The organism is Salinicola lusitanus, from assembly GCF_003206045.1.
Classification (GTDB): Bacteria; Pseudomonadota; Gammaproteobacteria; order Pseudomonadales; family Halomonadaceae; genus Salinicola; species Salinicola lusitanus.
Genome location: NZ_PZJM01000003.1, coordinates 643,564 through 666,123, shown reverse-complemented (window position 1 = coordinate 666,123; position 22,560 = coordinate 643,564). Strand labels below are relative to the sequence as shown.

The 22,560-nt window shown below is 61.4% G+C and carries 21 protein-coding genes; 11 read left to right on the top strand and 10 right to left on the bottom strand.

Annotated features, from left to right (window positions below):
• The first annotated feature begins 7 nt into the window (after positions 1–7).
• Positions 8–931 carry an efflux RND transporter periplasmic adaptor subunit gene (locus DOM45_RS06835; protein ID WP_110598806.1) on the top strand — a complete coding sequence of 308 codons (924 nt, stop codon included), beginning with the start codon at positions 8–10 and terminating at the stop codon, positions 929–931.
• Between the two features lie 66 nt (positions 932–997).
• Here DOM45_RS06835 and DOM45_RS06830 read toward each other — a convergent pair whose 3' ends face one another.
• Complete coding sequence (locus tag DOM45_RS06830) at positions 998–1,831, bottom strand: AraC family transcriptional regulator (protein ID WP_110598805.1); 834 nt, start codon at positions 1,829–1,831, stop codon at positions 998–1,000.
• A gap of 108 nt (positions 1,832–1,939) precedes the next feature.
• Here DOM45_RS06830 and DOM45_RS06825 point away from each other — a divergent pair, with 108 nt between their 5' ends.
• Complete coding sequence (locus DOM45_RS06825; RefSeq protein ID WP_110598803.1) at positions 1,940–2,749, top strand: sulfite exporter TauE/SafE family protein; 810 nt, start codon at positions 1,940–1,942, stop codon at positions 2,747–2,749.
• Between the two features lie 141 nt (positions 2,750–2,890).
• Complete coding sequence (locus DOM45_RS06820) at positions 2,891–3,463, top strand: virulence RhuM family protein (RefSeq protein ID WP_110598801.1); 573 nt, start codon at positions 2,891–2,893, stop codon at positions 3,461–3,463.
• Here DOM45_RS06820 and DOM45_RS06815 read toward each other — a convergent pair.
• On the bottom strand, positions 3,388–4,302 hold the full coding sequence (locus DOM45_RS06815; RefSeq protein ID WP_110598799.1) for a LysR family transcriptional regulator: 915 nt from the start codon (positions 4,300–4,302) through the stop codon (positions 3,388–3,390). The genes DOM45_RS06820 and DOM45_RS06815 overlap by 76 nt on opposite strands.
• A 638-nt stretch (positions 4,303–4,940) precedes the next feature.
• On the opposite strand from DOM45_RS06815, the gene DOM45_RS06810 reads away from it, so the two are divergent.
• Complete coding sequence (locus DOM45_RS06810; RefSeq protein WP_110598797.1) at positions 4,941–5,729, top strand: NAD(P)H-dependent oxidoreductase; 789 nt, start codon at positions 4,941–4,943, stop codon at positions 5,727–5,729.
• Between the two features lie 644 nt (positions 5,730–6,373).
• Here the strand turns inward: DOM45_RS06810 and DOM45_RS06800 are convergent.
• Positions 6,374–7,237 carry a hypothetical protein gene (locus DOM45_RS06800; protein ID WP_110598795.1) on the bottom strand — a complete coding sequence of 288 codons (864 nt, stop codon included), beginning with the start codon at positions 7,235–7,237 and terminating at the stop codon, positions 6,374–6,376.
• 171 nt (positions 7,238–7,408) lie between these two features.
• A complete protein-coding gene (locus DOM45_RS06795; RefSeq protein ID WP_110598793.1) occupies positions 7,409–8,326 on the bottom strand; it encodes a LysR family transcriptional regulator in 918 nt (305 codons plus the stop codon).
• A gap of 137 nt (positions 8,327–8,463) precedes the next feature.
• Between DOM45_RS06795 and DOM45_RS06790 the strand changes: the two genes are divergently transcribed.
• A complete protein-coding gene (locus DOM45_RS06790) occupies positions 8,464–9,492 on the top strand; it encodes a zinc-dependent alcohol dehydrogenase family protein (protein ID WP_167404616.1) in 1,029 nt (342 codons plus the stop codon).
• 136 nt (positions 9,493–9,628) lie between these two features.
• On the opposite strand, the gene DOM45_RS06785 is transcribed toward DOM45_RS06790, so the two are convergent.
• Positions 9,629–10,603, bottom strand: coding sequence for an AraC family transcriptional regulator (locus DOM45_RS06785; protein ID WP_240612306.1), 975 nt, complete (start codon positions 10,601–10,603; stop codon positions 9,629–9,631).
• A 255-nt stretch (positions 10,604–10,858) separates the two neighbouring features.
• Between DOM45_RS06785 and DOM45_RS06780 the strand changes: the two genes are divergently transcribed.
• The 5 genes from DOM45_RS06780 (at position 10,859) to DOM45_RS06760 (ending at position 15,936) form a co-directional block, all read left to right on the top strand.
• Positions 10,859–12,238, top strand: coding sequence for an NAD-dependent succinate-semialdehyde dehydrogenase (locus tag DOM45_RS06780; protein WP_110598789.1), 1,380 nt, complete (start codon positions 10,859–10,861; stop codon positions 12,236–12,238).
• 478 nt (positions 12,239–12,716) lie between these two features.
• Positions 12,717–13,700 (top strand): DUF1852 domain-containing protein, encoded by a 984-nt coding sequence (locus DOM45_RS06775; RefSeq protein WP_110599021.1) that lies wholly within the window; start codon positions 12,717–12,719, stop codon positions 13,698–13,700.
• A 45-nt stretch (positions 13,701–13,745) separates the two neighbouring features.
• Positions 13,746–14,774 (top strand): methionine synthase, encoded by a 1,029-nt coding sequence (locus tag DOM45_RS06770; RefSeq protein ID WP_110598787.1) that lies wholly within the window; start codon positions 13,746–13,748, stop codon positions 14,772–14,774.
• 118 nt (positions 14,775–14,892) lie between these two features.
• A complete protein-coding gene (locus DOM45_RS06765; protein WP_110598786.1) occupies positions 14,893–15,369 on the top strand; it encodes an NYN domain-containing protein in 477 nt (158 codons plus the stop codon).
• 114 nt (positions 15,370–15,483) lie between these two features.
• Positions 15,484–15,936 carry a DUF2846 domain-containing protein gene (locus DOM45_RS06760; RefSeq protein ID WP_110598784.1) on the top strand — a complete coding sequence of 151 codons (453 nt, stop codon included), beginning with the start codon at positions 15,484–15,486 and terminating at the stop codon, positions 15,934–15,936.
• Between the two features lie 358 nt (positions 15,937–16,294).
• On the opposite strand, the gene DOM45_RS06755 is transcribed toward DOM45_RS06760, so the two are convergent.
• Together DOM45_RS06755 and DOM45_RS06750 are read right to left on the bottom strand one after the other, a co-directional pair.
• Entirely contained in the window at positions 16,295–16,792 is a 498-nt protein-coding gene (locus DOM45_RS06755; protein WP_110598782.1) for a lipocalin-like domain-containing protein, read from the bottom strand.
• Between the two features lie 38 nt (positions 16,793–16,830).
• On the bottom strand, positions 16,831–17,664 hold the full coding sequence (locus DOM45_RS06750; RefSeq protein ID WP_110598780.1) for an SDR family oxidoreductase: 834 nt from the start codon (positions 17,662–17,664) through the stop codon (positions 16,831–16,833).
• Positions 17,665–17,758: 94 nt separating this feature from the next.
• On the opposite strand from DOM45_RS06750, the gene DOM45_RS06745 reads away from it, so the two are divergent.
• The gene (locus tag DOM45_RS06745) at positions 17,759–18,658 is read left to right on the top strand and encodes a LysR family transcriptional regulator (protein ID WP_110598778.1); all 900 of its coding nucleotides are present in this window, start codon (positions 17,759–17,761) and stop codon (positions 18,656–18,658) included.
• Between the two features lie 221 nt (positions 18,659–18,879).
• On the opposite strand, the gene DOM45_RS06740 is transcribed toward DOM45_RS06745, so the two are convergent.
• Genes DOM45_RS06740 through DOM45_RS06730 form a run of 3 tightly spaced genes read right to left on the bottom strand, consistent with a single transcriptional unit; the run spans position 18,880 to position 22,408 of the window.
• Positions 18,880–20,112, bottom strand: a complete 1,233-nt coding sequence (locus DOM45_RS06740; protein WP_110598776.1) for a nucleoside permease — start codon at positions 20,110–20,112, stop codon at positions 18,880–18,882.
• Between the two features lie 29 nt (positions 20,113–20,141).
• Positions 20,142–21,221 (bottom strand): sugar phosphate isomerase/epimerase family protein, encoded by a 1,080-nt coding sequence (locus DOM45_RS06735; RefSeq protein WP_110598774.1) that lies wholly within the window; start codon positions 21,219–21,221, stop codon positions 20,142–20,144.
• Positions 21,218–22,408: a Gfo/Idh/MocA family protein gene (locus tag DOM45_RS06730; protein ID WP_110598772.1), complete on the bottom strand. Its 1,191-nt coding sequence runs from the start codon at positions 22,406–22,408 to the stop codon at positions 21,218–21,220. Before DOM45_RS06730 ends, DOM45_RS06735 begins: the two co-directional genes overlap by 4 nt.
• Positions 22,409–22,560 lie beyond the last annotated feature (152 nt).

The window sequence follows — 22,560 nt, the reverse complement described above, 5'->3', positions numbered from 1 at the left end:
GTGTCGTATGAAACGTCTATTAATGCCTGTTGCAAAAGTGACCCTGACTCTGGGCGCGGTCATCGCCGCGATGCTATTGGTAATCGCACTATGGCAAGCCTACGTACTGGCTCCCTGGACGCGTGATGGTCGAGTCAATGCGCAGGTCGTGCGCATCGCTCCCGAGGTCTCCGGGACGATCGCCGAGGTCGCTGTCACCGATGATCAGTATGTAAAGCGCGGAGAGTTGTTGTATCGCATTGATCCCGAGCGCTTCGCACTGGCTGTCGAGCAGGCCGAGGCGCGATTGGCGTCGGCGACAGCGACGCTGAGCCAGAAGGTCGACTATGCCAAGAGACGGCAAGGACTGGGAGAGTATGTCTCCCGCGAACAGGTTCACAGCGCCACGCAGGATGTGGATATCGCCAGGGCGGAAAAACACCAAGCCCAGGTCGCGCTGAATCTGGCTCGGCTGGACCTGACACATTCGACCCTGCGCTCCCCGGTGGATGGCTATGTGACTCATCTACGCTTACGCAAAGGTGACTACGCGGTGGCTGGGCAGCAGAATCTCGCCGTGCTGGATGCGAACAGTTTCTGGGTCACGGGCTATTTCGCCGAGACCAAACTCCAGGGCATCCATCCCGGGGCAGCGGTAACGGTTCAGCTGATGGGCTTCGAAGCGCCATTACGAGGCCACGTGGCCAGTATTGGACGCGGCATCGCCAATACCAACGAGGGGATCGATGATCAGGGGCTGCCGAGTGTCGAGCCGAGTTTCAGCTGGGTGCGTCTGGCCCAACGTATTCCGGTACGTATCGCCATCGATCGGGTGCCAGAGAGCATCGAACTGACCGCCGGTATGACGGGCAGCGTCGAGGTCGACCAAACCTCCGGAGGGCATGTGCGACTACATGGGCGTTTGATCACACTGCTGCATCGCTGGATGTAAGGTGGAAGCCCGCTCCACGCTTGTGAGTTGACTTTCATTGGCTTTTACAAGTTTGCCGCGAGAGCTCTAGTCGGTGGATGGCAAGCCAGCCAATGTCTGCGAATCATATATGGGTAGCTCCTTCCCTTGGCGAGTAGCCGCGCGAACAAAGGCCGTCGGCGATTGACCGAGCACCTTGCGAAACATATTGGAAAAGGCGCCGGGGCTGTCGTAGCCGAGTTCCAGCGCGGCTCGGGTAACGGAACTGCCGGAGAGCAGTCTGGGGAGGGCGGCCATGAGGCAGGCCTGCTGACGCCATACGGCGAACGACAGGCCGGTCTGCTGACGGAACAGGCGATTGAAGGTGCGTTGGCTGCAATGAAGTTGTCGGGCCCAGTCTTCCGGCAGGCTATGAATATGCGGCTGGCCAAGAAAATCTCTGCACAGGCGGGCCAGATGAGGATCCCGGGGCAGAGGCGCAAACAGCGGCAGCGCCGGCGCCCGTTGCAGCTCGTACAGCAGGAGTTGGGCGAGGGCTCCATCGCGACCGCTCTCGTCATAAAGCGCGGGCATGCTGGCGGAGGCCAGCAGCAGGTGATGCAGGAGTGGTGTCACGACCAGCACCTCGCAACTGGAGGAGGAGCGTGGCGCCGCATCCGGTTCGATATACAGGCTGCGGGTACTGACGCCGTTCATCCGCACCCGGTGGCGCTTGCCCGCCGGCAACCAGACACCGCTATAAGGTGGCACCACCCAGGTGCCTTCGTCGGTGTCGACCTCCATCAAGCCCGTCATGCCGTAAAGAAACTGGGCTCGGCGATGGGTATGAAAGTCGAGTAGGGTGCCGGGACTGTAGTCGGTGCCGATGGCCACGACGGGCCGGGCCGCATGATCCACGTCCGCTAGGGGGATATTGAGCATTTGCCCTCAGGGTGGCCGAAATACAACGATTATTGGCCAACTGGCGAACGTCGGCCACTCCTCATCGGAATATCGTTCCTGTCGTTGCGTTCCATCAGGAGAGTTCCGGTGTATAGCGTATTGCTTCTCTGCGGCGGGTTAGCTGGCGTCACCACCGTGTTGTTCGGTTTTGGTGGCGGTTTTGTCGTGGTTCCCTTGATGTATATCTTGCTGATCGCCGTCCATGGGCCGGATAGCACGATGGGCCTGGCGGCCATGCACATCGCGGTAGCTACCTCGACCGCACTGATGATCTTCGCTGCCTCCCTGTCGACATGGCGTCACCATCGGCGGCGGACCGTGCAATGGCACTTGGTGCGTCCGTTGGTCGGTTATATCGCCATCGGCGCCGTGCTCGGCGCGGCCGCGGCGGTGTCGTTGAGTGGGGGCTGGGTGCGCTGGGTATTCATCGGCTATCTGGGGCTGACTATTGCGGATGCCATCCTGCGGCCGGGTTTCCTGCATCAAGCGAGTGAGGAGGTCCGCCCCATGGGCCGTCTGGTAACGGCGGTGACAGGCTTGTTCATCGGTATCGTCGCGGCCTTTCTGGGGGTTGGCGGCAGCGTGATGACCGTACCGCTGATGCGCCGCAGAGGGGCCAGCATGACGGCGGCCACGGCGATGGCCAATCCGTTGTCGTTGCCGATGGCGGTGAGTGGCACCGCGACTTACGTGTTGCTGTCGGCTGGCGATACTACCCTGGGCACCTGGTATGCGGGGTATGTGGATCTGCGTGCCTTGTTGGCGCTGGCGGTGGGGTCATGGCTCGGCATCCGCCTGGCGTCGCGATGGATCGGGCGGATTCCCGACCGCGTTCATGCCAGGGTGTACCTGTTATTGCTGACGGTGGTGCTGGTGGTGATGGTCGTCATGAGCTGAGTCTCGCCAACGATTTCTCCCCGCTTGACGCTGGCTCCACAAAAGGCGACTGGAACGTGGTGATCCTGGTCTCTGGCGGCGGATTCCCCAAAGAGTGCGTGATATGGTCCTTAGACGCCAACGCATCTGGATCAAGCCAACATGAGCGAACAACCACAAATTCTGATCTACGAAGATGCCGAGAAGGCGGTCGACGTGCGTCTGGATGAAGGTCGCGAGACCGTCTGGCTGACGCAGCGGCAGATGGGCGAGGTATTCGAGACCACGCCCGAGAACGTGCTGATGCACCTCAAGAACATCTTCAATGACGAGGAGTTGGCCGAGGAGGCAACTGCTAAGGATTTCTTAGTAGTTCGACAGGAAGGTCGCCGTGAGGTGCACCGTAAAATACAGCACTACGACCTTGATGCCATCATCTCAGTCGGTTATCGCGTCAATTCTCGGCGGGCGGTCCGCTTCCGCCAATGGGCAACGCGTGTCCTGCGAGAACATCTCATCCAGGGTTGGACGTTGCACCAGCAACGTTTTGAGGCCAACGCGCGGGAGCTGGAGGCGGCAATGGCGGTGGTGCGCAAGGCGGCGCACAGCTCGGCGTTGGATCTAACGGGCGGGCGAGGGTTGGTGGATATCGTGGCGCGTTATGCGCAGATATTTTGGTCCCCAACCAGACGTCCGATGAAGTCGCGGATCCAGCGGTGGCCCGCATGCCTATGACATCTCTCGTGCCAGATCAGATTGATTTTGAATTGTTCCCCCAGCCAGGGCAGGTCGACCCTCATGAATTTCTCCGACTGCCTGAGAAACAGGCGCCGCGGCACGAGCGCAACCAGGTCACTATCTAAGACGATCTCCGGCAAGAGCAAAAAGGAGGCCGCCGACACGACGACGTTGCGTCGGTAACCAAGTGTCGCCAAAGCACTGTCCACTGGCGTTTCGAAATCGCCGCCCCGCGGTGACACCACGACGTGTTCCAGTTCGACATATTCGTCTATCGTCATATCCGCCTTCAGCCGAGGGTGATCGCGCCTTCCTATGAGGACATAACTTTCGTCGAATAGGTGACTTGTCCGCAGGTGGGGAGCCGGTGGCCTGGGAAGGGCGATGACAAGGTCGACGTCCTGGTTCCCCAGTTGCTGCTCCACCAGCTCGGGCATCAGATTCCAAACGGCTACCCGTACTCCCGGCGCTGTCTGCCGGAGAGCCAGGACGAGCGGCATCACCACTGTGGCCTGGATATAGTCTGAACAGCCGATTGATATGGTCAGCTTCGCCGTGCCGGGATCGAAGTCCTGATGAGAATGTAGCGCGTTGCGCACGTGATCCAGCGCGTCTCTTAGTTGCGGTGCAAGTTCGATTGCCTTGGCGGTCGGGATCATGCCTCGACGAGTCGGGAGCAGAAGCGGGTCGTCAAACAAATCCCGAAGCCGCGCGAGTTGCGCGCTTACCGCCGGCTGACTGAGGTTCAGTTGATCTGCCGCTTTCGTTACGTTTTGTTCGGCGAGCAGTACCTCGAGCGTCGCCAAGAGATTGAGGTCGATCCGACTGTCATTCACTCTGTCTATTCCTGGTCGCCGTTTAATCAGCTCTATATATGATAGTCGCGGCGCTGCCCATCAACGGCTTGGCCGGCTGAGGGGAAGCTGTTTGTGTTGGCGTCGGACTCCTGGCGCGAACGCGATCGCGGCTGGTCTCACGATTGGTAGATAGCCGCCAAACTGGAGCTTATGGGGCCGTGCCGCGCCGACTGGCCAATCGAACACCCGCGTGCAAGTGCTGCCAACGTGGCGATCAGCGACTAGGTATCCGCTATCTGGATACCACATGTTAAGAAAATCGATTTCAGAAATATTACTCGAATGCGCATATTGAGGGCAGCCGGGCATCCAATCCCGAGCCGGAGGCATCGAGTGATGTTAGTCAGCATCCCATCCCGACTAGCTCAGCGCGCGCTTTGGCGCGAACTGCTGCGACGAAACAAGCATTCCGCTGGTGATCGAGGAGCCTCGCCGCGCCATCAACAGAGTAAGTATCGAAATCGATGGCGGCATCATCGTGCCGAGCGCGACCGCGCGTGCACGCAGATCCTACGAAAACATCTGTATCACCAACGTGCGAGTCCTGGCGAGCAATTGATACCGATCGGGAACATCAATCAAGCGGACACAGCTCTCAACGCTGCGGAGACAATCTCATGAAAAAAAATATTCTCATCGTTTACGCGCACCCCGAGCCCACTTCACTGACACGGCAGCTGGTCGACGTGACCACTGAGACGCTGTCGGCAGCGGGGCACACCGTGGTCCATTCGGACCTCTACGGCATGAAGTGGAAGGCGGTGTACGACGCCGATGACTTTCCGATGCGCGACAACCCTGAACGGCTGTCGTTCATCATGGAGTCAGGCCATGCTTATGCAAGCGGCCATCAGACGCCCGACGTGATCGCCGAGCAGCAGAAGCTGCTCGAGGCCGACGCTGTGGTCCTGCAATTCCCGTTGTGGTGGTACGGCGTGCCCGCGATCCTTAAGGGCTGGATAGAGCGGGTCTATGCCTTCGGTTTTGCCTACGGCTATCAGAATGGCTCCAACGAGTTCCGCTTTGGCGAGGGCATCCTCAAGGGCAAGCGAGCGCTGGTCAACGTGCAGGCCGGCGGTCCAGCGGCCGACTATGGCCCGCGGGGTATCAACGGGCCGATCGAGCAGCTGCTGTTCCCGCTCACTCATGGCGCGCTGTTCTACCCCGGCATGGACGTGCTCCCGACGCACGCGATCTATCGCGCGGCTCACGTTTCCACGGCGGAGGAAGTGGAGGCGATCAAGGAAGCATGGCGTGTGCGTCTCGCCGGGCTATTCACCGACGCGCCGATTCCCTTCCGGTCGCAAAACGGCGGTGACTTCCCCGATCGCCACACCATGGCCGACCACGTTGCGCCGGGCCAAACCGGCCTCGCCGCGCACGTTGCCGATCCGGCCGACACATAAAGAGCAATACCGATGTCGCCGGGTTGGTCAACTCAGATCGCCGGTGCCTTCGGAACGTAAGGAGATGGACATGATCGGGGTTGTTCCGGATGTCTCGCGCGATCTACGGTAAGGATGCCCCAGGCCGGTCTGCTTGTGACTGGCTATGTCCTTGCCGTGACCGTTGGGTGCCGACGGTCACGGCCCTATGGCTGGGAATACCCGGACGGCGACGAATACGCCACGCTGCCGCTGCCCGGCGTCCTGCATGTCAACAGCGTCCAGACCTACGAAGCCGCTGGCCTGTCGGCATCGGCCTGATCCAGGCTGCGCTCACCTGGAAAGCGGGGCGCTGGTGGAGGTTCTGCCGGATTTCCGCCCCGAGCCACTCGATGTGTCCCTGGTCGTGGCCCATCCACGGAATCTGTCGCGCCGCGTCCGCGCCTTCATAAGTTGGATCGAAGAGGTGCTAGTGCTCTACCTCGACTAGGCGTGGTCATGGCTCTGGGAAAGATCATTGCTCAGTAGCCTGAACCTTCCCTTCGGCTACTTCTAGGGCGGCGATGTGTGGATAGCGGGCAGCATTCATGAGATGTCATCTCAGTCTGCCCGTAGCGCTTATGGTCCTGCTTGTTGAGATAGCAATTCGGCATTGAACAACCGGCTCAATTTCCCTTCAATCTCTCCTTGTGAGGCGTGCTGTCATACTCAGGGTTTAACAATTTACGTACTGCTGGGTACTTGTTGGCCACGAAAGCAGCCGTCAAAATGCTACCGAAGATATATCCAAAGATGATCATGGCCTGCGTGAAATGACTCTTTTGAGACATCCAGTCGCCTGTGGCCGAATGCGTTAAAAGAAAAAAGGCGAGTGCTGAAAAAAAGCCGAAGCCCGCTGCCCATTGAAGCTGGTAGCGCAATAGGTAGTAGCGCCCATATTTTTCGAGAACACTATGAATATCGATAACCTTTCGGAATTCGAGGACCACTCCCATGCCCAACGGTTTTTCCTTGAGTTTATCGATACCAATAATATTGAGAAGTGAGCTCAATTTGGCTCGGTTTCGAATGTCGATCATGGCGACCGTTACTGTGATCTGTTGATCCACAAGGGGTTTGTAGATACTTTCGGCGCCGGGCGGCCAATAGAGTTGGGTTTTATCAATGAAGTAGGTATAAGTGGTAAAACGCCCGCCGCCATTGCCGGAACTTCCCGTATTTCTCTTTTCGATCAACCGGCCATGCAGCTTATCGGTGGTGCTCCTGAGCGTAGCTGCCCGGCCCAGGCCATGGGCGACAAATAGAACACCAAGCACCATGATGACCAAATTCATCAACATCAAGAAGCCTGTTAGCAGCAGGGGGGCGCGAATATTGTCGTATATGAACGCCACGGGCAATGCGATGCTTAGGAGGGTAATTATGGTGCCCAATACTACGATCAGCCATTTGAAGAATACCACGCGGAGGTAAACCATGTGGGCGTGAGCCTTTTCCAGGTAGGTCAGCTGGCGGCTGGTGTTGCTCAAGTTGGACTCCTTTGACGGTCGCTCTGGTGGTGATGCTTATCATGCACTTATACCAGCCATGATAGGACGTGAGGAGAGGCGGGGTTCTGCTCACAAGCGCTTTGCAGTAAATGCGGGTATTTCCCCACGCTCACGAAGGTTTTCCCATCCCCACGTCTATTTCCGCCGCCATTACTGGGTGTGTGAGAGTGGCTGGTCCACCGGCACGGTCATGAAGTCGACGAAGGCTCTCAGCGCGCTGGGCATGTGTTCGCGGTGCGGATAGTAGAGATAGAACCCCGGGATCGACGGCGTCCATGAGGAGAGGACTCGCACCAGTTCACCGCTGTCGAAATAGGCTTGCAGATGATTCTGTGGCAGATAGGCGAGTCCGGTGCCTTCCAGAACCGCCGCGACGATCAAGCTGGTGTCATTGAGGGTCAAGGCGTGGCGAACCTGTAGGTCGAAACGTCTGTCGCCCTCCTGAAAGGTCCAGGCGTACAAGGCGTTCGAGTCGCTCCAGCGGTAATTGATGCAGACGTGCGCGTGAAGATCTGCCGGGACCTCCGGTGGCGAGCGTCGAGCAAAGTAGCTTGGTGCCCCCACCACGGCCATGTTCAGTGCCGGCGTCAACTGTCTGGCGACCATCTCCTGCTGCAAGCGCTCACCCGAGCGAATGCCCGCATCGAAGCCCTGCGAGACGATATCGGTCAGCGTGTCGTCGATGACGAGATCCACCTCGATACGAGGGTAGCGCTCCAGGAAGGCTTGAAGTCGCGGCACCAGCACGAGTTGGGCTGCGATGCGCGGCAAGTTGATCCGGATCTTGCCTTGTGGTGAGGTCTGAAACGCCGCCGACTCATGCACGGCCTGCCGGATGTCGCTGATCGCCGGCGCTACACGCTCCAGTAGCCGTTCGCCTGCCTGGGTAAGCGATACGCTACGGGTGGTGCGACTCAAGACTCTGACGCCCAGCCGCGTCTCCAGTGAGCGGATGGTGTGACTTACCGCCGAGGGCGACATTCCCAGGCGTGATGCAGCACGGCGGAAACTCTGCGATCTGGCAACCTCCATGAACGCGATGAGTTCGGCAATCTCCTTCCCGTTCATACCCTGTTCCCGCTCATATTGCTGTCTCTTATTCATCAGTGTGTATCGATTGATGCGTATTATAGTTCGCTCACCATCGTGGGATAGTCTCGCCACGCTGTCGACGACGACCGTCGGCACCCCTCGATGGAGCCAACATGATGCAAGCGACAAGGCGTTGGGAAATGGACGCGATCGGTCGTGAGAGACTGACACTGGCCACCTGCGAGAAGCCACGCCCCGCGGCGGGCGAGGTGCTGGTCAGGGTGGCGGCCGTCTCGCTCAACCACCGCGACAAGATGGTGATCGAGAGTGGCAGGGGGCTGCCGCTGGCTTATCCCTTCACGCCCGGTTCCGACATGGCCGGCACCATCGTCGAACTGGGGGAGCAAGTGAAAGGGTTTGCCGAGGGAGATCGGGTCATCTCCGTATTCACGCCCGACTGGATCGATGGGCGTCGACCGGGTAACGCGCGAACACCGGCCTATCGTACCTTGGGCGGTTTCTACCCCGGCGTTCTGAGCGAATACCTGGCCATGCCTGCCGCCTGGCTGGTTCATGCGCCGCGCGCGCTGGATGATGCCCAGGCCAGTACCTTGCCCTGCGCCGGACTGACGGCCTGGTTTGCGCTCGTCGAGAGAGCCGGCGTCAAGGCTGGCGATCGGGTGCTGATTCCGGGTACCGGCGGCGTGGCGCTATTCGGTCTGCTTATCGCGAAGATGAGCGGGGCAGAGGTGATCGTTGCCACCCAACCGGAGAAAGGTGAGCGGGCGTTGGCGCTGGGAGCCGATCACTGGGTGGATCGTTCCCGCGATGACTGGATGGAAGCGGTATACGCGCTGACCGATGACGAGGGCGTGGATCACGTGCTCGACGTGGTCGGTGGCGATAATCTCGGTGTCTCCGTTCAACTGGCGGCCGTGGGTGGGCACGTATGCCAGATCGGGGCGTTGGCAGGATTCGATATCGCCTCTCCAGCCATGCCGCTGATGCTCAAGGACGTCACGATCCACGGTATCGGCACCGGTAGCCGGCGAGCGCTGGAGCGCTTCGTGCGGGCGGTGGATCAAGCCCGGCTCGAGCCGGTCATCGAGGCGCGCTATACCTTTGCCGAGCTGCCTCAGGCGCTGGATCATCTGGACCGCAGGCCGTTTGGCAAGATCGTGATCGACGTAAACGACGAGTGAACTCGGCAGCCATCGCCACGCTGACCTGAACCACTGGATACTGTCGGCGGTTCACTGGCATATGGCGACGGCAAGCGCTTGAGACTCGACAATGCGCTCAGCCACGCGTTCCTGCCTCGGTGGCGTTCTTCCCGGTTCAGTGCGACGACACGAACGTCGCCGCCGCATGCGCGGGTGGAATAGCGAACTCTGCCTTCATCCGTTTCACTTCCGCCGCCGGTGTTCGGCCGAACAGGCGCTTGAACTCGCGACTGAACTGGGACGGGCTTTCGTAGCCGACCTGGGCGCTGGCCGCCGCCGCGGTAATGCCGTTTCTCACCATCAGCAGCCGTGCCTGGTGCAGGCGCGTGGACTTCAGGTACTGCATGGGCGAGGTGTGGGTCACGGCCTTGAAGTGCGCATGAAAGGTGGGAACGCTCATGCCGGCACGGCTGGCGAGCTGCTCGACGTCGAGATCGTCCGCGTAGGAGGCGTGAATGCAGCGCAGGGCGCGTGCCACCTTGCCGAACTGGCCCTGCATGGCCAGCGCCGCCCGCATCGAGTGCCCCTGTTCGCCCGTCAGCACATGAAAGTAGATCTCCCGCACCAGCGCAGGCCCGAGTATCGCGGCCTCGAGCGGCCGGCTCATCGCTTCCAGGAAGCGCAGCACGGCATCGCCCAGTCGGCGGTCCATGGGCGTCGACATCATTCCCCGGGGGTTGGCGGGTTCGGTGCCGCCCAACTGATCGATCTGCAGCATCAGGTCGGCGGCCAGCTTGAAGTCCAGGTGCATGTAGATGGCGAGCAACGGTTCGTGCTCGCTGGCATCGGTCTCCATGGTGAAAGGGACCGGCACGGAGACTGCCAGATAGTGCTGCGCATCGTAGAGGTAGACCTGGCCGCCGAAGATTCCCCGTTTGCGCCCTTGGCAGACGATGACGATGCCGGGGTCGTAGAGCACGGGCGTGGAGGCGAGGGGCCGGTTCGAGCGTAGCAAGCGCACGTCAGGGAGGGCCGTCAGGTTGTAGCCCTCGTCAGGCGCCAGCGTTTTCAGCAACGCGATCATGGCCTGTTGCGGCGTATCCGCTTCGGGCTGGTGTCTCGGTGCCCGAGAGGGCTGGGATCGCGTCATGGCCGAGTCTCCTGGTGCGCCGCATGAGGGTTGGCGATGGGGTCAATCGATGAGGAGGAGTTTGCCACAGCTTTGGAGGATATTCTTGGCGATCGAGAGGTTTAGGCAATAACGGGAGATTCTGGGCCATCGTGGATGGGGATTCGGCTTTCTATCATGCAATGCGTCTCCTGCCCGAGCTCAACGGGAGGAGATCGATACCAGCGAGGGTTCGAAGCCTGGTATCTCAGCCATCCACTCCTGAGGAACAGCACCATGATCGAAGTCCTGAATCCCGCCAATGGCTCGGTGGTCGGTGAAGCGCCGGCGATGTCCCTGAATGAAGTGAACGCGGCGATCGACCGTACCTGCGCCGCTTTTCCCGCCTGGTCACGCAAGCTGGCGAAAGAGCGTGGTGACTTGCTGCGTGGCTGGTTCGAGCGAATTCGCGACGACAAGGCCGCCTTCGCCGAGCTCATGGTGAAGGAGAACGGCAAGTGTCTCGCCGAGGCCTACGGCGAGATCGAGTACGGCCTCGGTTTCATCGAGTGGTATGCGGAAGAGGCCAAGCGTGTCTATGGCGATACCATTCCCACCCACGCGGCGAATGCCCAGATCATGGTGGTCAAGGAGCCGGTCGGCCCGACGGCGGCCATCACGCCGTGGAATTTCCCCTTCATGATGATCACCCGCAAGATCGCCACCGCACTCGCCGCCGGTTGCACGATGATCATCAAGCCCTCCGAGGAGACACCGCTGACGGCCTACAAGCTGCTGGAAACCGCGCGCGAGGCGGGCATTCCGGAAGGCGTGTTCGAAATGGTGACTGGCAATCCGCAGGAGATCGGCGAGCGTTTCACCGCCGACACACGGATCCGCAAGATCTCGTTCACGGGCTCGACCGCCGTCGGTCGCCGGCTGGCCAGCGCTGCCGGCCAGACGCTGACCCGCATGACACTGGAGCTGGGTGGCAATGCGCCGTTCATCGTCTTCGACGATGCCGACATCGACGCTGCCGTGGCGGGCGCGGTGAGTGCCAAGTTGCGCAATTCGGGCCAGGTCTGCATCTCGCCCAATCGCTTCTACGTGCATGACGCCATTCATGATCGGTTCGTCGAGGAGCTGGTCGAGCGGGTGTCCGGCATCGAGGTCGGCGAGGGCATGCGAGACGATTTCGTGGTCGGGCCGATGATCAATCGTGCCGGCCTGGAAAAAGTCTCCTCGCTGGTGGAGAGTGCCCGCCAGCATGGTGCGCATATCGTTCTGGGCGGCGAACCGCATGCGCAGGGCGGTCTGTTCTATGAACCGACCATCATCACCGAACTGGACGACGATGCCGAGGTGGCCCGGACCGAGATATTCGGCCCGGTATTTGCCGTCTATCGCTTCAAGACGGAGGCGGAGGTGATCGAGCGTGCCAATGCCACCGAGTATGGTCTTGTCGCCTACTGCTACACCCGGGATCTGGGGCGGTCGTTCCGGCTGTCACGCGCGCTCGAGGCGGGCATGGTCATTCTCAACACCGGCTCGGTGGGCACGGCGTCGGTACCGTTCGGCGGCGTCAAGCAGTCCGGTTACGGCCGCGAGGGCAGCTTCTACGGCATCGAGGAGTACGTGGACGTCAAATACGTGCTGATGAGCGGACTGGATCAGTAGATCGATTCCCTCGAACGAGGCGCCCCGGCCCCTCGATCGCGGCTAACGCGCGGCGCATGGCTCCCCATCGCAGACACGCTGATCTTACGGGACGCCTGCGATGGGGATGTCGACGGGCTTGCGCAGGAGCTCGACTCGGATGGCCGTGGCGATGGGAGAAGGGCGGCAAAGTGCCCCGAATCCGCCTGCCGCGAAAATCCGCCATCACGCTAACTCCCCTGGCTAGCCGGCAAGGGTTTTGGCGAATCATGAACGTGATTCATCTTGAGCTGAAATCTTATCGCTTTTCATGCATCCAGCCGCTCTGGCATAAATAGCACCCGCTTCGATGACAGCCGCTAGGCGGCTGTCGGTCGATACGTCAGACACGGCATTGGTCAACACGTTGGCAAACACGTGCTGACCAACATGGCATTGACAGACGCTGGGCCTGCCGACGGCCCGGCGCCTCTCTCGACAAACAGGGTGCTTGTTCGCGATGAATCACGACTTCACATTCGATATCAAGAGCGTTCGGTTCGACGAGCATTACCGTCCGGCCGAGAACACGCGCACCACCACCAACTTCGCCAACCTGGCAAGAGGGGAGCGTCGCGAGGAGAATCTGCGCAATGCCCTGACGATGATCGACAACCGCTTCAATGCCCTGGCGCATTGGGACAACCCCAAGGCGGATCGCTACGCCGTCGAGCTCGACATCATCACCGGTGAGCTGAGCGTGGGGGCCGAGGACGAGGACGACACCTTCCCGGCGATCGAGATGCTCAAGACGACGATCATCGACAAGCACGCCGGCAAGCGCATTCCGGGCATGGTGGGGAACAACTTCTCCTCCTACGTGCGCGACTACGACTTCAGCGTGTGGCTGTCGGAGCACAACCGGGACCGCGCCGAATTCGGCATCCCCGAGGGCTTTGGCGACCTGCACGGCAAGCTGTTCAAGCGCTTCGTCGAGTCAGACGCCTACCGGGCCTCCTTCGGTAAGGCGCCGGTCATCTGCCTCAGCGTCTCCAGCAGCAAGGTCTATCGCCAGACCGACAATCGCCACCCGGTGCTGGGCGTAGAGTATGAAAACGACGACTCCTCGCTGACGGACTTCTACTTCGGCAAGATGGGCCTGCAGGTGCGCTACTTCATGCCTCCGCACGCCGTCGCACCGCTGGCGTTCTACTTCTCCGGCGATCTGCTGGCCGACTACAGCGATCTCGAGCTGATCAGCGCCATCAGCACCATGGAGACGTTCCAGAAGATCTACCGCCCCGAGATCTATAACGCCAACTCGGTCGCCGGCAAGATCTACCAGCCGAGCCTGGAGCATCAGGACTACTCGCTGACGCGCATCGTCTACGACCGCGAAGAGCGCAGCCAGCTGGCCGTCGAGCAGGGCAAGTTCACCGAGCGGTACTTCATCAAGCCCTACCGCCAGGTGCTCGAGCAGTGGTCGGCCAGCTACTCTTTTTGAACGCCCCGTTTCAATTGATCAACCCGTTATGAAGGTCATTTTTGCATGAAGACTCTGTTGCCCACGTCGACCGCCGGCAGCCTGCCTAAGCCCGCCTGGCTGGCCCAGCCCGAGACGCTCTGGTCTCCCTGGAAACTGCAGGACGAGGAGCTGGCCGAGGGCAAGCGGGATGCACTGCGAGTCTCGCTGCACGATCAGCAGCGGGCGGGTATCGATATCGTCAGTGACGGCGAACAGACCCGTCAGCACTTCGTCACCACCTTCATCGAGCACTTGAGCGGCGTCGATTTCGAGCAGCGCGAGATCGTCAAGATCCGCGACCGTTACGACGCCAGCGTTCCTTCGGTGGTCGGCCCCGTGGCGCGGGAGAAGCCGGTCTTCGTGGAGGATGCCAAGTTCCTGCGCCAGCAGACCGACCAGCCGATCAAGTGGGCGCTACCGGGCCCGATGACCATGGTCGACACGCTCTTCGACGGCCACTACAAGAGCCGTGAAAAGCTGGCCTGGGAGTTCGCCAAGATCCTCAACCAGGAAGCCCGCGACTTGGCCGCCGCCGGCGTGGACATCATTCAGTTCGACGAGCCCGCCTTCAACGTCTTCTTCGACGAGGTGAACGACTGGGGCATCGCCGCCCTGGAAAAAGCCATCGAAGGGGTCGCCTGCGAGACCGGCGTGCATATCTGCTACGGCTATGGCATCAAGGCCAACACCGATTGGAAGAAGACCCTGGGGTCGGAGTGGCGCCAGTACGAAGAGATCTTCCCCAAGCTGCAGGCCTCGAACATCGATATCGTCTCGCTGGAGTGCCAGAACTCCCATGTGCCGATGGAGCTGATCGAACTGATCCGCGGCAAGAAGGTGATGGTCGGGGCGATCGACGTGGCCACCAACACCATCGAGACACCGGAAGAGGTCGCCGCGACCCTGCGCAAGGCGCTCAAATTCGTCGATGCCGACAAGCTCTACCCCTGCACCAACTGCGGCATGACGCCCTTGTCTCGCCAGGTCGCGCAGGGCAAGCTGAAGGCTTTGAGCGCTGGTGCGGCGATCGTGCGCGAGGAACTCGCTCGCTAGGTTCGGCCGTAGCGAGTTCGATGTCGGCGGGCCGGAAACGGCTCGCCGACGCGTTTTGGTTCGCTAGAGTGTGTACGAAAAGGCGCCGGCGCTCGGCCACCTCTGGAAATGCCGCCCCATGACCACGGTCGCGATCTTCGTCGACACCCAGAACGTCTACTACACCACACGTGACGCCTACGCCAAGCAGTTCGACTATCGCCGCTTCTGGGCGCGGGTGACGGCGGGCCGCGAGGTGCTGACCGCGCGCTGCTACGCCACCGACCGCGGTGATCCCAAACAGCGCGGCTTTCAGAACACGCTGCGTACGATCGGCTTCGAGGTGAAGCTGAAGCCGTTCATCCAGCGCGCGGATGGCTCCGCCAAGGGCGACTGGGACGTGGGCATCACCCTCGATGCCATCGAGTACGCGGCCCAGGCGGATGTGGTGGTGCTGGCCTCCGGCGACGGCGACTTCGACCTGCTGGCGCGCAAGATTCGCGAGGTCCACGGCAAGCGCGTCGAGATCTACGGCGTGCCCAAGTTCACCGCGCATTCGCTCATCAACGCGGCGAGCGAGTTCATTCCCATCGAGGGCGATCTGCTGCTGGGGTGATACGACCACGCGATACTCGGTCTATGAATCGTCTTTGTTAAGGAAATCCCTTCTGCGGTCGATACTTGGTTTGCCGAGACAAATACCAAGAAAAGATTCGAGAAGGGAACATAGATGTATCAAAAAGCGATGTTAGGCGCGCTTATCACCACGACGCTGCTGGCTTCAGGATGTGCTTCGGTGCCCATGGGTTCCAGCGATGAAGATCTTGCACTCAAGCAGTTCCCCGCACCCCCGAAGGGTGAAGCTGGCCTCTACGTCTACCGCGACAGCTTCATGGGCAAGGCACTAAAGAAGTCTATCTCTCTGGATGGCCAACTTCTTGGTGAGACGGCCAATGGCGTCTATTTTTATGAATTGATAGAACCGGGCGAGCACAGCCTGTCAACTGAATCCGAATTCAGTGACAATACGCTCGTCTTTACCGCGAGCGCCGGCGAGAATTACTTCGTTGAGCAGTATATCAAGATGGGCGTGTTCGTTGGCGGGGCAGGTCTCGAAATGAAGAGTAAAGACGAGGGCATGAAGGCTTTGCGGGGGTGCTGCCATTTGGCCGCACCGCAGTAGAGCGTATTCGCTATTCGCCAGGGGAGCCCTGAAAACCAGGGCCTCTTCCTATAAAATGAGTTCATGCCAACGCGTTGCTATTGTCCCAGTTCGTCGAGGTTTTTAGTCCAGAAATTGTGGTTGTATAGCACGATAGTGACATGGCGCTTGTTATCAATTTGGTGTTTGTCAGCGATCGTGCGGCACTTCTCGTGGGAGTTTGACTCTATTGGCGGTATATGGGTTTTTCTTTGTATGGGTGTGGCAAGAAGCTCGCTCTCATCAACGACTCGACTTCATCTGCTCCCGGTCGTCCTACTTCGCCTCTGGTTATCATCGAAGGGTTCGTGCTCCCCGTTCTTTACTCGACGCGCTGCCATTACTCGACGCGCCGCCATTCGATCTGGATCTGGGTCCCCTCGGGCCGCCGAAACTGTTCGGTCATGCGGTCGCCTGACACGACCAGGGTCAGGTCATTACGCGTCCGGACGCTGCCGACCCAGTTAGGGAATGTCGAACCCAGGACACGGTTCCCGCTGAATTCTCCGTTGCTGTCGACGGTATAGGTGCCGAAGAAGCCGATGCCGCGTGACATCGCCATGCGGTTCTCTTCATCTGTTCCCCCACCGCGAGCATTGGACGCAAACCGAGGCGTGTCGGCGTCGGTCAGCACCTCCACGAAGTGCATGTCAGGCGTAAAGACGAGGAGACTGTTGGGTTTTTCTCCATAGGCGGGGATATTTCTGCCACCGGGATCGATCGTTGCCGACACCATTTTCCAGGTGCCCAGTACCTGATTGTCAGCGCTGGTCTGCGCAAAGGCGGATGAGGACAAGATTCCGAGAGCGAACGCCAATATGACCGGGCGGATGGACATGTTTTTCTCCTGTTCCTGATGTCTGGGTTGCTGCGATTTCACGGCGCCTGCCGGTCGGCAGAGTAGGCGAGCTCCCGCTGCGCCTCTAGGGCCGTCAGACGTGTGGAGAGTGCCTGCGAGATCGACGCATAGGCGGTGCTGCCCAGTGCCAACCGCAAGGGTGGTGTCGTGCTCTCGGCGGCAGAAATGATGGCGTCCACGGTACGCGCCGCATCGCCCTTGATCTCGAAGCTTCCGTCGCCGATTGCGCGACGAACGGCGTCGGCAGGCGTCTGGTCGTAGGCCTCGATGGGGGTGGCATAAACGAGATTGGCACCAAAATTGGTAGCGGTCGGCCCCGGCTCGGCGATGATGAAGTCGATACCGAAGGGAGCCACTTCCTGGGCCACTGATTCGACGAAGCCTTCGATACCCCATTTGGTGGCGTGATAGAGGCTGAAGCCCGGATAAGCGATCTGCCCACCTTCTGACGAGACCTGCACGACCCTTCCACCGCCCTGCTGGCGAAGACGGGGTAGAGCGGCACGGATCAAGTGGATGCACCCGGTGAGATTGGTGGCAATCTGCCGCTCGATCTGATCGTTGGTAAGCTCTTCAGCGGCTCCGAACAGGCCGTAGCCGGCATTACTCACCACCACGTCTATCCGACCGTGTCGCTGAAACGCGCCTTCGACGGCCAATGCCGTACTGTCCGGCTGGAGCAGATCTAGCGGAATCACATCCAGGCGCTCACGGTACTGCTGCTCGAGTTCAATTAGCGCCCCTGAGCGTCGTGTCGTTGCGACCACCGTATCGCCTTGGGCCAGCAGTCGCTGGGTCATCTCGAGACCGAGCCCCGAGGAAGCGCCGGTGATAAACCATGTTTTCGTCATTTGATGACTCCTCTGTAGATTTGCAAATGTAAATCAAGAAGATTGGTGTTATAAGATCGCCAATATGGGATGAGGTGGTGAGGAATAATCACGAATGATGCGTCCCAGTCTGAACGATCTGGCCGCCTTCACTGCAGTGGCCAGTCACCTCAGCTTTCGCAGGGCGGCCGACGTCATGGGCGTCTCGCGCTCTGCGCTCAGCCACACGATCATCGGACTCGAGGGCAAGCTGGGCGTCCGGCTCTTCAACCGGACGACACGCAGCGTGTCACTGACCCAGGCTGGCGCCCGGATGCTCGCTCAGCTCCGTCCGGTTCTTCGGGATCTCGATCAGGCGCTCGATACCCTCTCCGAGGAGCGCGGCACGCCAACCGGCACGCTGCGGATCAATGCGAACAAAGGCGGTGCCCGTATCCTCCTGCGGGACGTGGTGCCTCCGTTCCTGGAGCGCTATCCCGACGTCGAGCTCGATCTGGTCTCGGAAGGACGTCTCGTCGATGTCGTGGAACAGGGGTTCGATGCAGGCGTGCGCCTGATGGAAACGATTCCGCAGGACATGGTCGCGGTACGGTTCGGGGCTGACGTGCGCTTCATCGCCGTGGCGGCGCCGTCCTATCTGGAAGGCAGGTCGAGGCCGACCACGCCCGATGATCTGCATGTGCATTGCTGCATCCGCCAACGCCTGCCCAGTGGAAAGCGCTATCGCTGGGAGTTTTCCAGACGGGGCGCCGAGCTGGCGGTGGACGCCCCTGGCAATCTCACTCTCGACGACAATGATCTCCTGGTAGAGGCGGCCGCGGACGGGCATGGCATCGCCTATGTCCCCGACCACTTCGCCCAGGCATATCTGGAATCGGGCCAACTCGTGACCGTCCTCGATGACTGGTGCCCGCCAACGCCGGGACTCGCGCTCTACTATCCGGCCAACCGCCATGTGCCAGCGTCACTGCGCGCGTTCATCGATATCCTGAAACAGGTGAAGCGGACTCGGTAAGGTGGCCTCAGGGAATGAACAGCAGGAGAGCGGCTTGAACCGGGTTTCCGCCCCGGTGTGAGAACCCTCCACCAGGCCCGGTAAGAGGCGCTGTTGTGATCATTAACCGAGGCGTGCAGGAGGCATCGGCCTCCCGCACCCATGGTCGGGCGACGCCGCTGATCCAATCGCTGCCTCCAGGCGTCGCCGATCGGCTTGGCACCCCTGCGGCGGCCGATCTCTCAGGTCCGTTCCGTCTCGGTGACACCCCTGACGCCTTGCTTGTCCTTGAAGGCCACCAGGAAGAGCAGCAGGACAGCAAGGGCGAAGCCTGCAGGAAACAGCCAGACGCCCTGCCAGTCGTGGCCATCGGCGGTGGCGTAGTGGTCGGTGACCAGGCCGGCGACCCAGAAGCCGATCAGCATGCCGACCCCGTAGGTGGCCAGCGTGATCATGCCCTGGGCGGCGCTCTGGAAGCGTTCGCCGGCGCGTGCATCAGTGTAGATCTGCCCCGAGACGAAGAAGAAGTCGTAGCAGACACCGTGCAGGGCAATGCCGATCAAGAGCAGGTAGACGCCTTCACCGGCATCGCCGACGGCGAAGAGGGCGTAACGCACGGCCCAGGCCAGCATGCCGACGATCAGCGTGATCTTGATGCCGAAGCGGTGGATGAACACCGGCAGCAGCAGCATGAACAGAACTTCCGAGACCTGTCCCAGGGTCATCTTGCCGGTGGGGTTGGCCACGCCGACCTCCGCCAGGAAGGAGTTGGCATCCTGGTAGTAGAACGCCAGCGGGATGCAGATCAGCACAGAGGCGACAAAGAAGATCGCGTAGTTGCGGTCGTTGAGCAGTTGCAGGGCATCGAGCCCGAGGATCTCCTTCAGTCCGCGCTTGCGGGTGTCCGCCTTGGGCGGCGTGGCTGGCAGGGTGAAGCTGTACAGGCCCAGCGCCAGCGAGGCGATGGCGCACATCAGGAAGGTATTGCGCAGGGCGCCGCCGGCAATGGCCTCGGCGCCGTCCCAGGAGAACAGGTAGCTGATCGCCAGTCCGGCGAGAATCCAGCCGATGGTGCCCCAGACCCGGATCCTGGCGAATTCCTGCGAAGGATCGTTCATCTGGCGGAAGGAGACCGAGTTCACCAGCGCCAGGGTGGGCATGTAGAGGATCATGTAGACCAGGACCAGCGGATAGAAGGTGGCGAAGTCCTGGGCGCGGTAAAGACCGAACATCAGCGCGGCGCCACCCAGGTGCAGCACGGCAAGGATGCGTTCGGCATTGAAGTAGCGGTCGGCGATCAGACCGATGATGAAGGGCGCGATAATCGCGCCCCAAGACTGGGTCGAGAAGGCCATGCCGATCTGGCTTCCGCTGGCGTCCAGGTTCTGGGAGAGAAAGGTGCCCAGGGTGACGAACCAGCCGCCCCAGATGAAGAACTGCAGAAACATCATGATGCCGAGCCGTGTGCTGAGCATGGCGAACCCTCGTTATTGTGTGGTGGGTATCAGTCCGTCTTGCCGAGTCCCAGCAGGCGCCGGTTGCGCCCGGGATCCGAGCCGGTGTCGGCGAAGTCGTCGAAGGCCTTGTCGGCACGCATGATCAGGTGACTGGCGATGAAGGGCGCGCCCTCGGCGGCGCCCTGGGCGGCGTCCTTGAGGCAGCATTCCCATTCGAGTACCGCCCAGCCGTCGTAGCCGTACTGGGTGAGCCGCGAGAAGATACCCTTGAAGTCGACCTGTCCATCGCCCAGCGAGCGGAAGCGACCGGGGCGGTCGACCCAGCCCTGATAGCCGCCGTAGACCCCGCTGCGGGCGCTGGGCGTGAACTCCGCATCCTTGACGTGGAACATGCCGATCCGCTCGTGGTAGCGATCGACGAAGCCCAGGTAGTCGAGCTGCTGCAGCACCATGTGGCTGGGGTCGAAGAGGATCTTCGCCCGGGAGTGGCCGTCCACGGCGTCGAGGAAGCGTTCGAAGGTGGCGCCGTCGTGCAGGTCTTCTCCCGGATGAATCTCGAAGCACAGGTCGACGCCCTGCTCGTCGAAGACATCGAGGATCGGCCGCCAGCGACGGGCCAGTTCGGCGAAACTCTCCTCGATCAGCCCCGCCGGCCGTTGCGGCCAGGGGTAGAGGTACGGCCACAGCAGGGAACCGGAGAAGGTGCCGTGTGCTGTCAGCCCCAGTCGCCGGCTGGCGCGGGCGGCGAGCTTGAGCTGTTCCTCGGCCCAGTGCCGGCGTGCGTCGGGCCGCCCATGCAGGTGCGCGGGAGCGAAGCCGTCGAACAGTTCATCGAAGGCGGGGTGTACCGCCACCAGTTGGCCTTGTAGATGGGTGGAGAGCTCGCTGATCGCCACGCCGGCCTCGGCGCAGCGTCCGGTCAGTTCGTCGCAGTAATCCTGGCTGTCGGCGGCGAGTTCGAGGTCGATCAGGCGTGGATCGACCGTCGGCATCTGGACGCCACGATAGCCGAGCGAGGCTGCCCAGCGGGTGATGGTGTCGAGATCGTCGAAAGGCGGGTGGTGGTCGAGGAACTGGGCGAGAAAGAGCGCCGGCCCCTGGATACCGGTGTCGTGAGTGCCTGTCATGTGGTTGCCTCCGCGTCATGCCGCTGGGAAGTGTCCTCGAGGGATGTCCACTTGGCGGTGCCGGCTTGGCTTTTCAGCAGGGCCTCGATGAAGGCCATGCCCCGCAGGCCCTCGTCCATGCCGGGAACGCCGTCGGCGGCGCCGCGATCGCCGCGTCGGACGGCGTCGGCGAAATCGCGGTAGAGATTGGCCAGCGCCTCCAGGTAACCTTCGGGATGGCCGCCGGGCAGGCGCAGCCGCGCCAGGGCCTCCGGCGCCAGGCCGGGCTGGTCGATCCCCGCGCGCAGCACCCGCATGGGCTCGTCGAGGCGCCGGTGGATCAGGGTATTGGGCTCCATCTGCTGCCACTCCAGCGCGCCGCGATCGCCATACAGGCGGATCTTCAGGGCGTTCTCCTCGCCGGTGCAGACCTGGCTGGCCATCAGGGTGCCGCTGGCACCTTCGGCGGTGCGGAACAGGGCGTCGCCGTCATCATCCAGGCGCCGCTGTTCGCCATGGATGCCGAGGGCGGCGCAGAGCTCGGTGACGTGGTGTCCCGAGATGAACTCGGCGAGGCCGAAGGCGTGGGTGCCGATGTCGGCCATGCAGCCGCTGGCACCGGCGATGGCGGGGTCGGTGCGCCATCCCGCCTGCTTGTTGCCGGTGCCCTCGAGGTTGGTGCCGAGCCAGCCCTGGGGATATTCGACATGAATCTTGCGCAGCCGACCGAGCTCGCCATCACTCACCAGGCGGCGTGCCTGCCAGACCATGGGATAACCGAGATAGGTGTGGGCGAGACCATAGAGGCCCTTGCTCGCCTCGAGGGTGGTGGCGAGTCGGCGTGCTTCCGCCAGGGTGGTCGCCGCCGGCTTCTCGCAGAAGACATGGAAGCCCGCGTCGAGCGCGGTCTGGCTGATGGGTACGTGCAGATGGTTGGGGGTGACCACGACCAGCATATCCATGCGCTGGTCCTCGGGGAGCTGGCGTTCGCCATCGATCAGCGACTGCCAGTCGGGGTAGAGGCGCCGTGTCGACAGGTCGCAGGCCTCGCCGGTGCGGACGTTGTTGCCGGGGTCGCGGCTGAAGTTGGCGCAGACCAGTTCCAGCTCACCGTCCAGGGCGGCAGCCAGGCGATGCACCCGGCCGATGAAGGCGCCTTCACCACCCCCGATCATGCCCATTCGCACGCGTCGTTTCGTTGTGGTCATTCGTCCTCCACGGGATGCTCGGCTGGGCTGTGACGACCGGTATGCTCTCTCGATGTAACCGGTTACATTTGACGGTAAACTAGTCATCCAAGGGCGGAGTATCAATGCGACCTAGGTCTCAGGCTCTTCGCCGATGGGGCGATGAGCCCGGA

Excerpts from the sequence above, each read along its gene's own strand:
- DOM45_RS06810 (WP_110598797.1), top strand. The coding sequence starts at position 4,941 with ATGAAAAAAAATATTCTCATCGTTTACGCGCACCCCGAGCCCACTTCA.
- DOM45_RS06745 (WP_110598778.1), top strand. The coding sequence starts at position 17,759 with ATGATGCGTCCCAGTCTGAACGATCTGGCCGCCTTCACTGCAGTGGCC.
- DOM45_RS06775 (WP_110599021.1), top strand. The coding sequence starts at position 12,717 with ATGAATCACGACTTCACATTCGATATCAAGAGCGTTCGGTTCGACGAG.
- DOM45_RS06795 (WP_110598793.1), bottom strand. The coding sequence starts at position 8,326 with ATGAACGGGAAGGAGATTGCCGAACTCATCGCGTTCATGGAGGTTGCC.
- DOM45_RS06765 (WP_110598786.1), top strand. The coding sequence starts at position 14,893 with ATGACCACGGTCGCGATCTTCGTCGACACCCAGAACGTCTACTACACC.
- DOM45_RS06780 (WP_110598789.1), top strand. The coding sequence starts at position 10,859 with ATGATCGAAGTCCTGAATCCCGCCAATGGCTCGGTGGTCGGTGAAGCG.
- DOM45_RS06755 (WP_110598782.1), bottom strand. The coding sequence starts at position 16,792 with ATGTCCATCCGCCCGGTCATATTGGCGTTCGCTCTCGGAATCTTGTCC.
- DOM45_RS06830 (WP_110598805.1), bottom strand. The coding sequence starts at position 1,831 with ATGCTCAATATCCCCCTAGCGGACGTGGATCATGCGGCCCGGCCCGTC.
- DOM45_RS06760 (WP_110598784.1), top strand. The coding sequence starts at position 15,484 with ATGTATCAAAAAGCGATGTTAGGCGCGCTTATCACCACGACGCTGCTG.
- DOM45_RS06750 (WP_110598780.1), bottom strand. The coding sequence starts at position 17,664 with ATGACGAAAACATGGTTTATCACCGGCGCTTCCTCGGGGCTCGGTCTC.
- DOM45_RS06770 (WP_110598787.1), top strand. The coding sequence starts at position 13,746 with ATGAAGACTCTGTTGCCCACGTCGACCGCCGGCAGCCTGCCTAAGCCC.
- DOM45_RS06835 (WP_110598806.1), top strand. The coding sequence starts at position 8 with ATGAAACGTCTATTAATGCCTGTTGCAAAAGTGACCCTGACTCTGGGC.
- DOM45_RS06740 (WP_110598776.1), bottom strand. The coding sequence starts at position 20,112 with ATGCTCAGCACACGGCTCGGCATCATGATGTTTCTGCAGTTCTTCATC.
- DOM45_RS06730 (WP_110598772.1), bottom strand. The coding sequence starts at position 22,408 with ATGACCACAACGAAACGACGCGTGCGAATGGGCATGATCGGGGGTGGT.
- DOM45_RS06785 (WP_240612306.1), bottom strand. The coding sequence starts at position 10,603 with ATGACGCGATCCCAGCCCTCTCGGGCACCGAGACACCAGCCCGAAGCG.
- DOM45_RS06820 (WP_110598801.1), top strand. The coding sequence starts at position 2,891 with ATGAGCGAACAACCACAAATTCTGATCTACGAAGATGCCGAGAAGGCG.
- DOM45_RS06790 (WP_167404616.1), top strand. The coding sequence starts at position 8,464 with ATGATGCAAGCGACAAGGCGTTGGGAAATGGACGCGATCGGTCGTGAG.
- DOM45_RS06735 (WP_110598774.1), bottom strand. The coding sequence starts at position 21,221 with ATGACAGGCACTCACGACACCGGTATCCAGGGGCCGGCGCTCTTTCTC.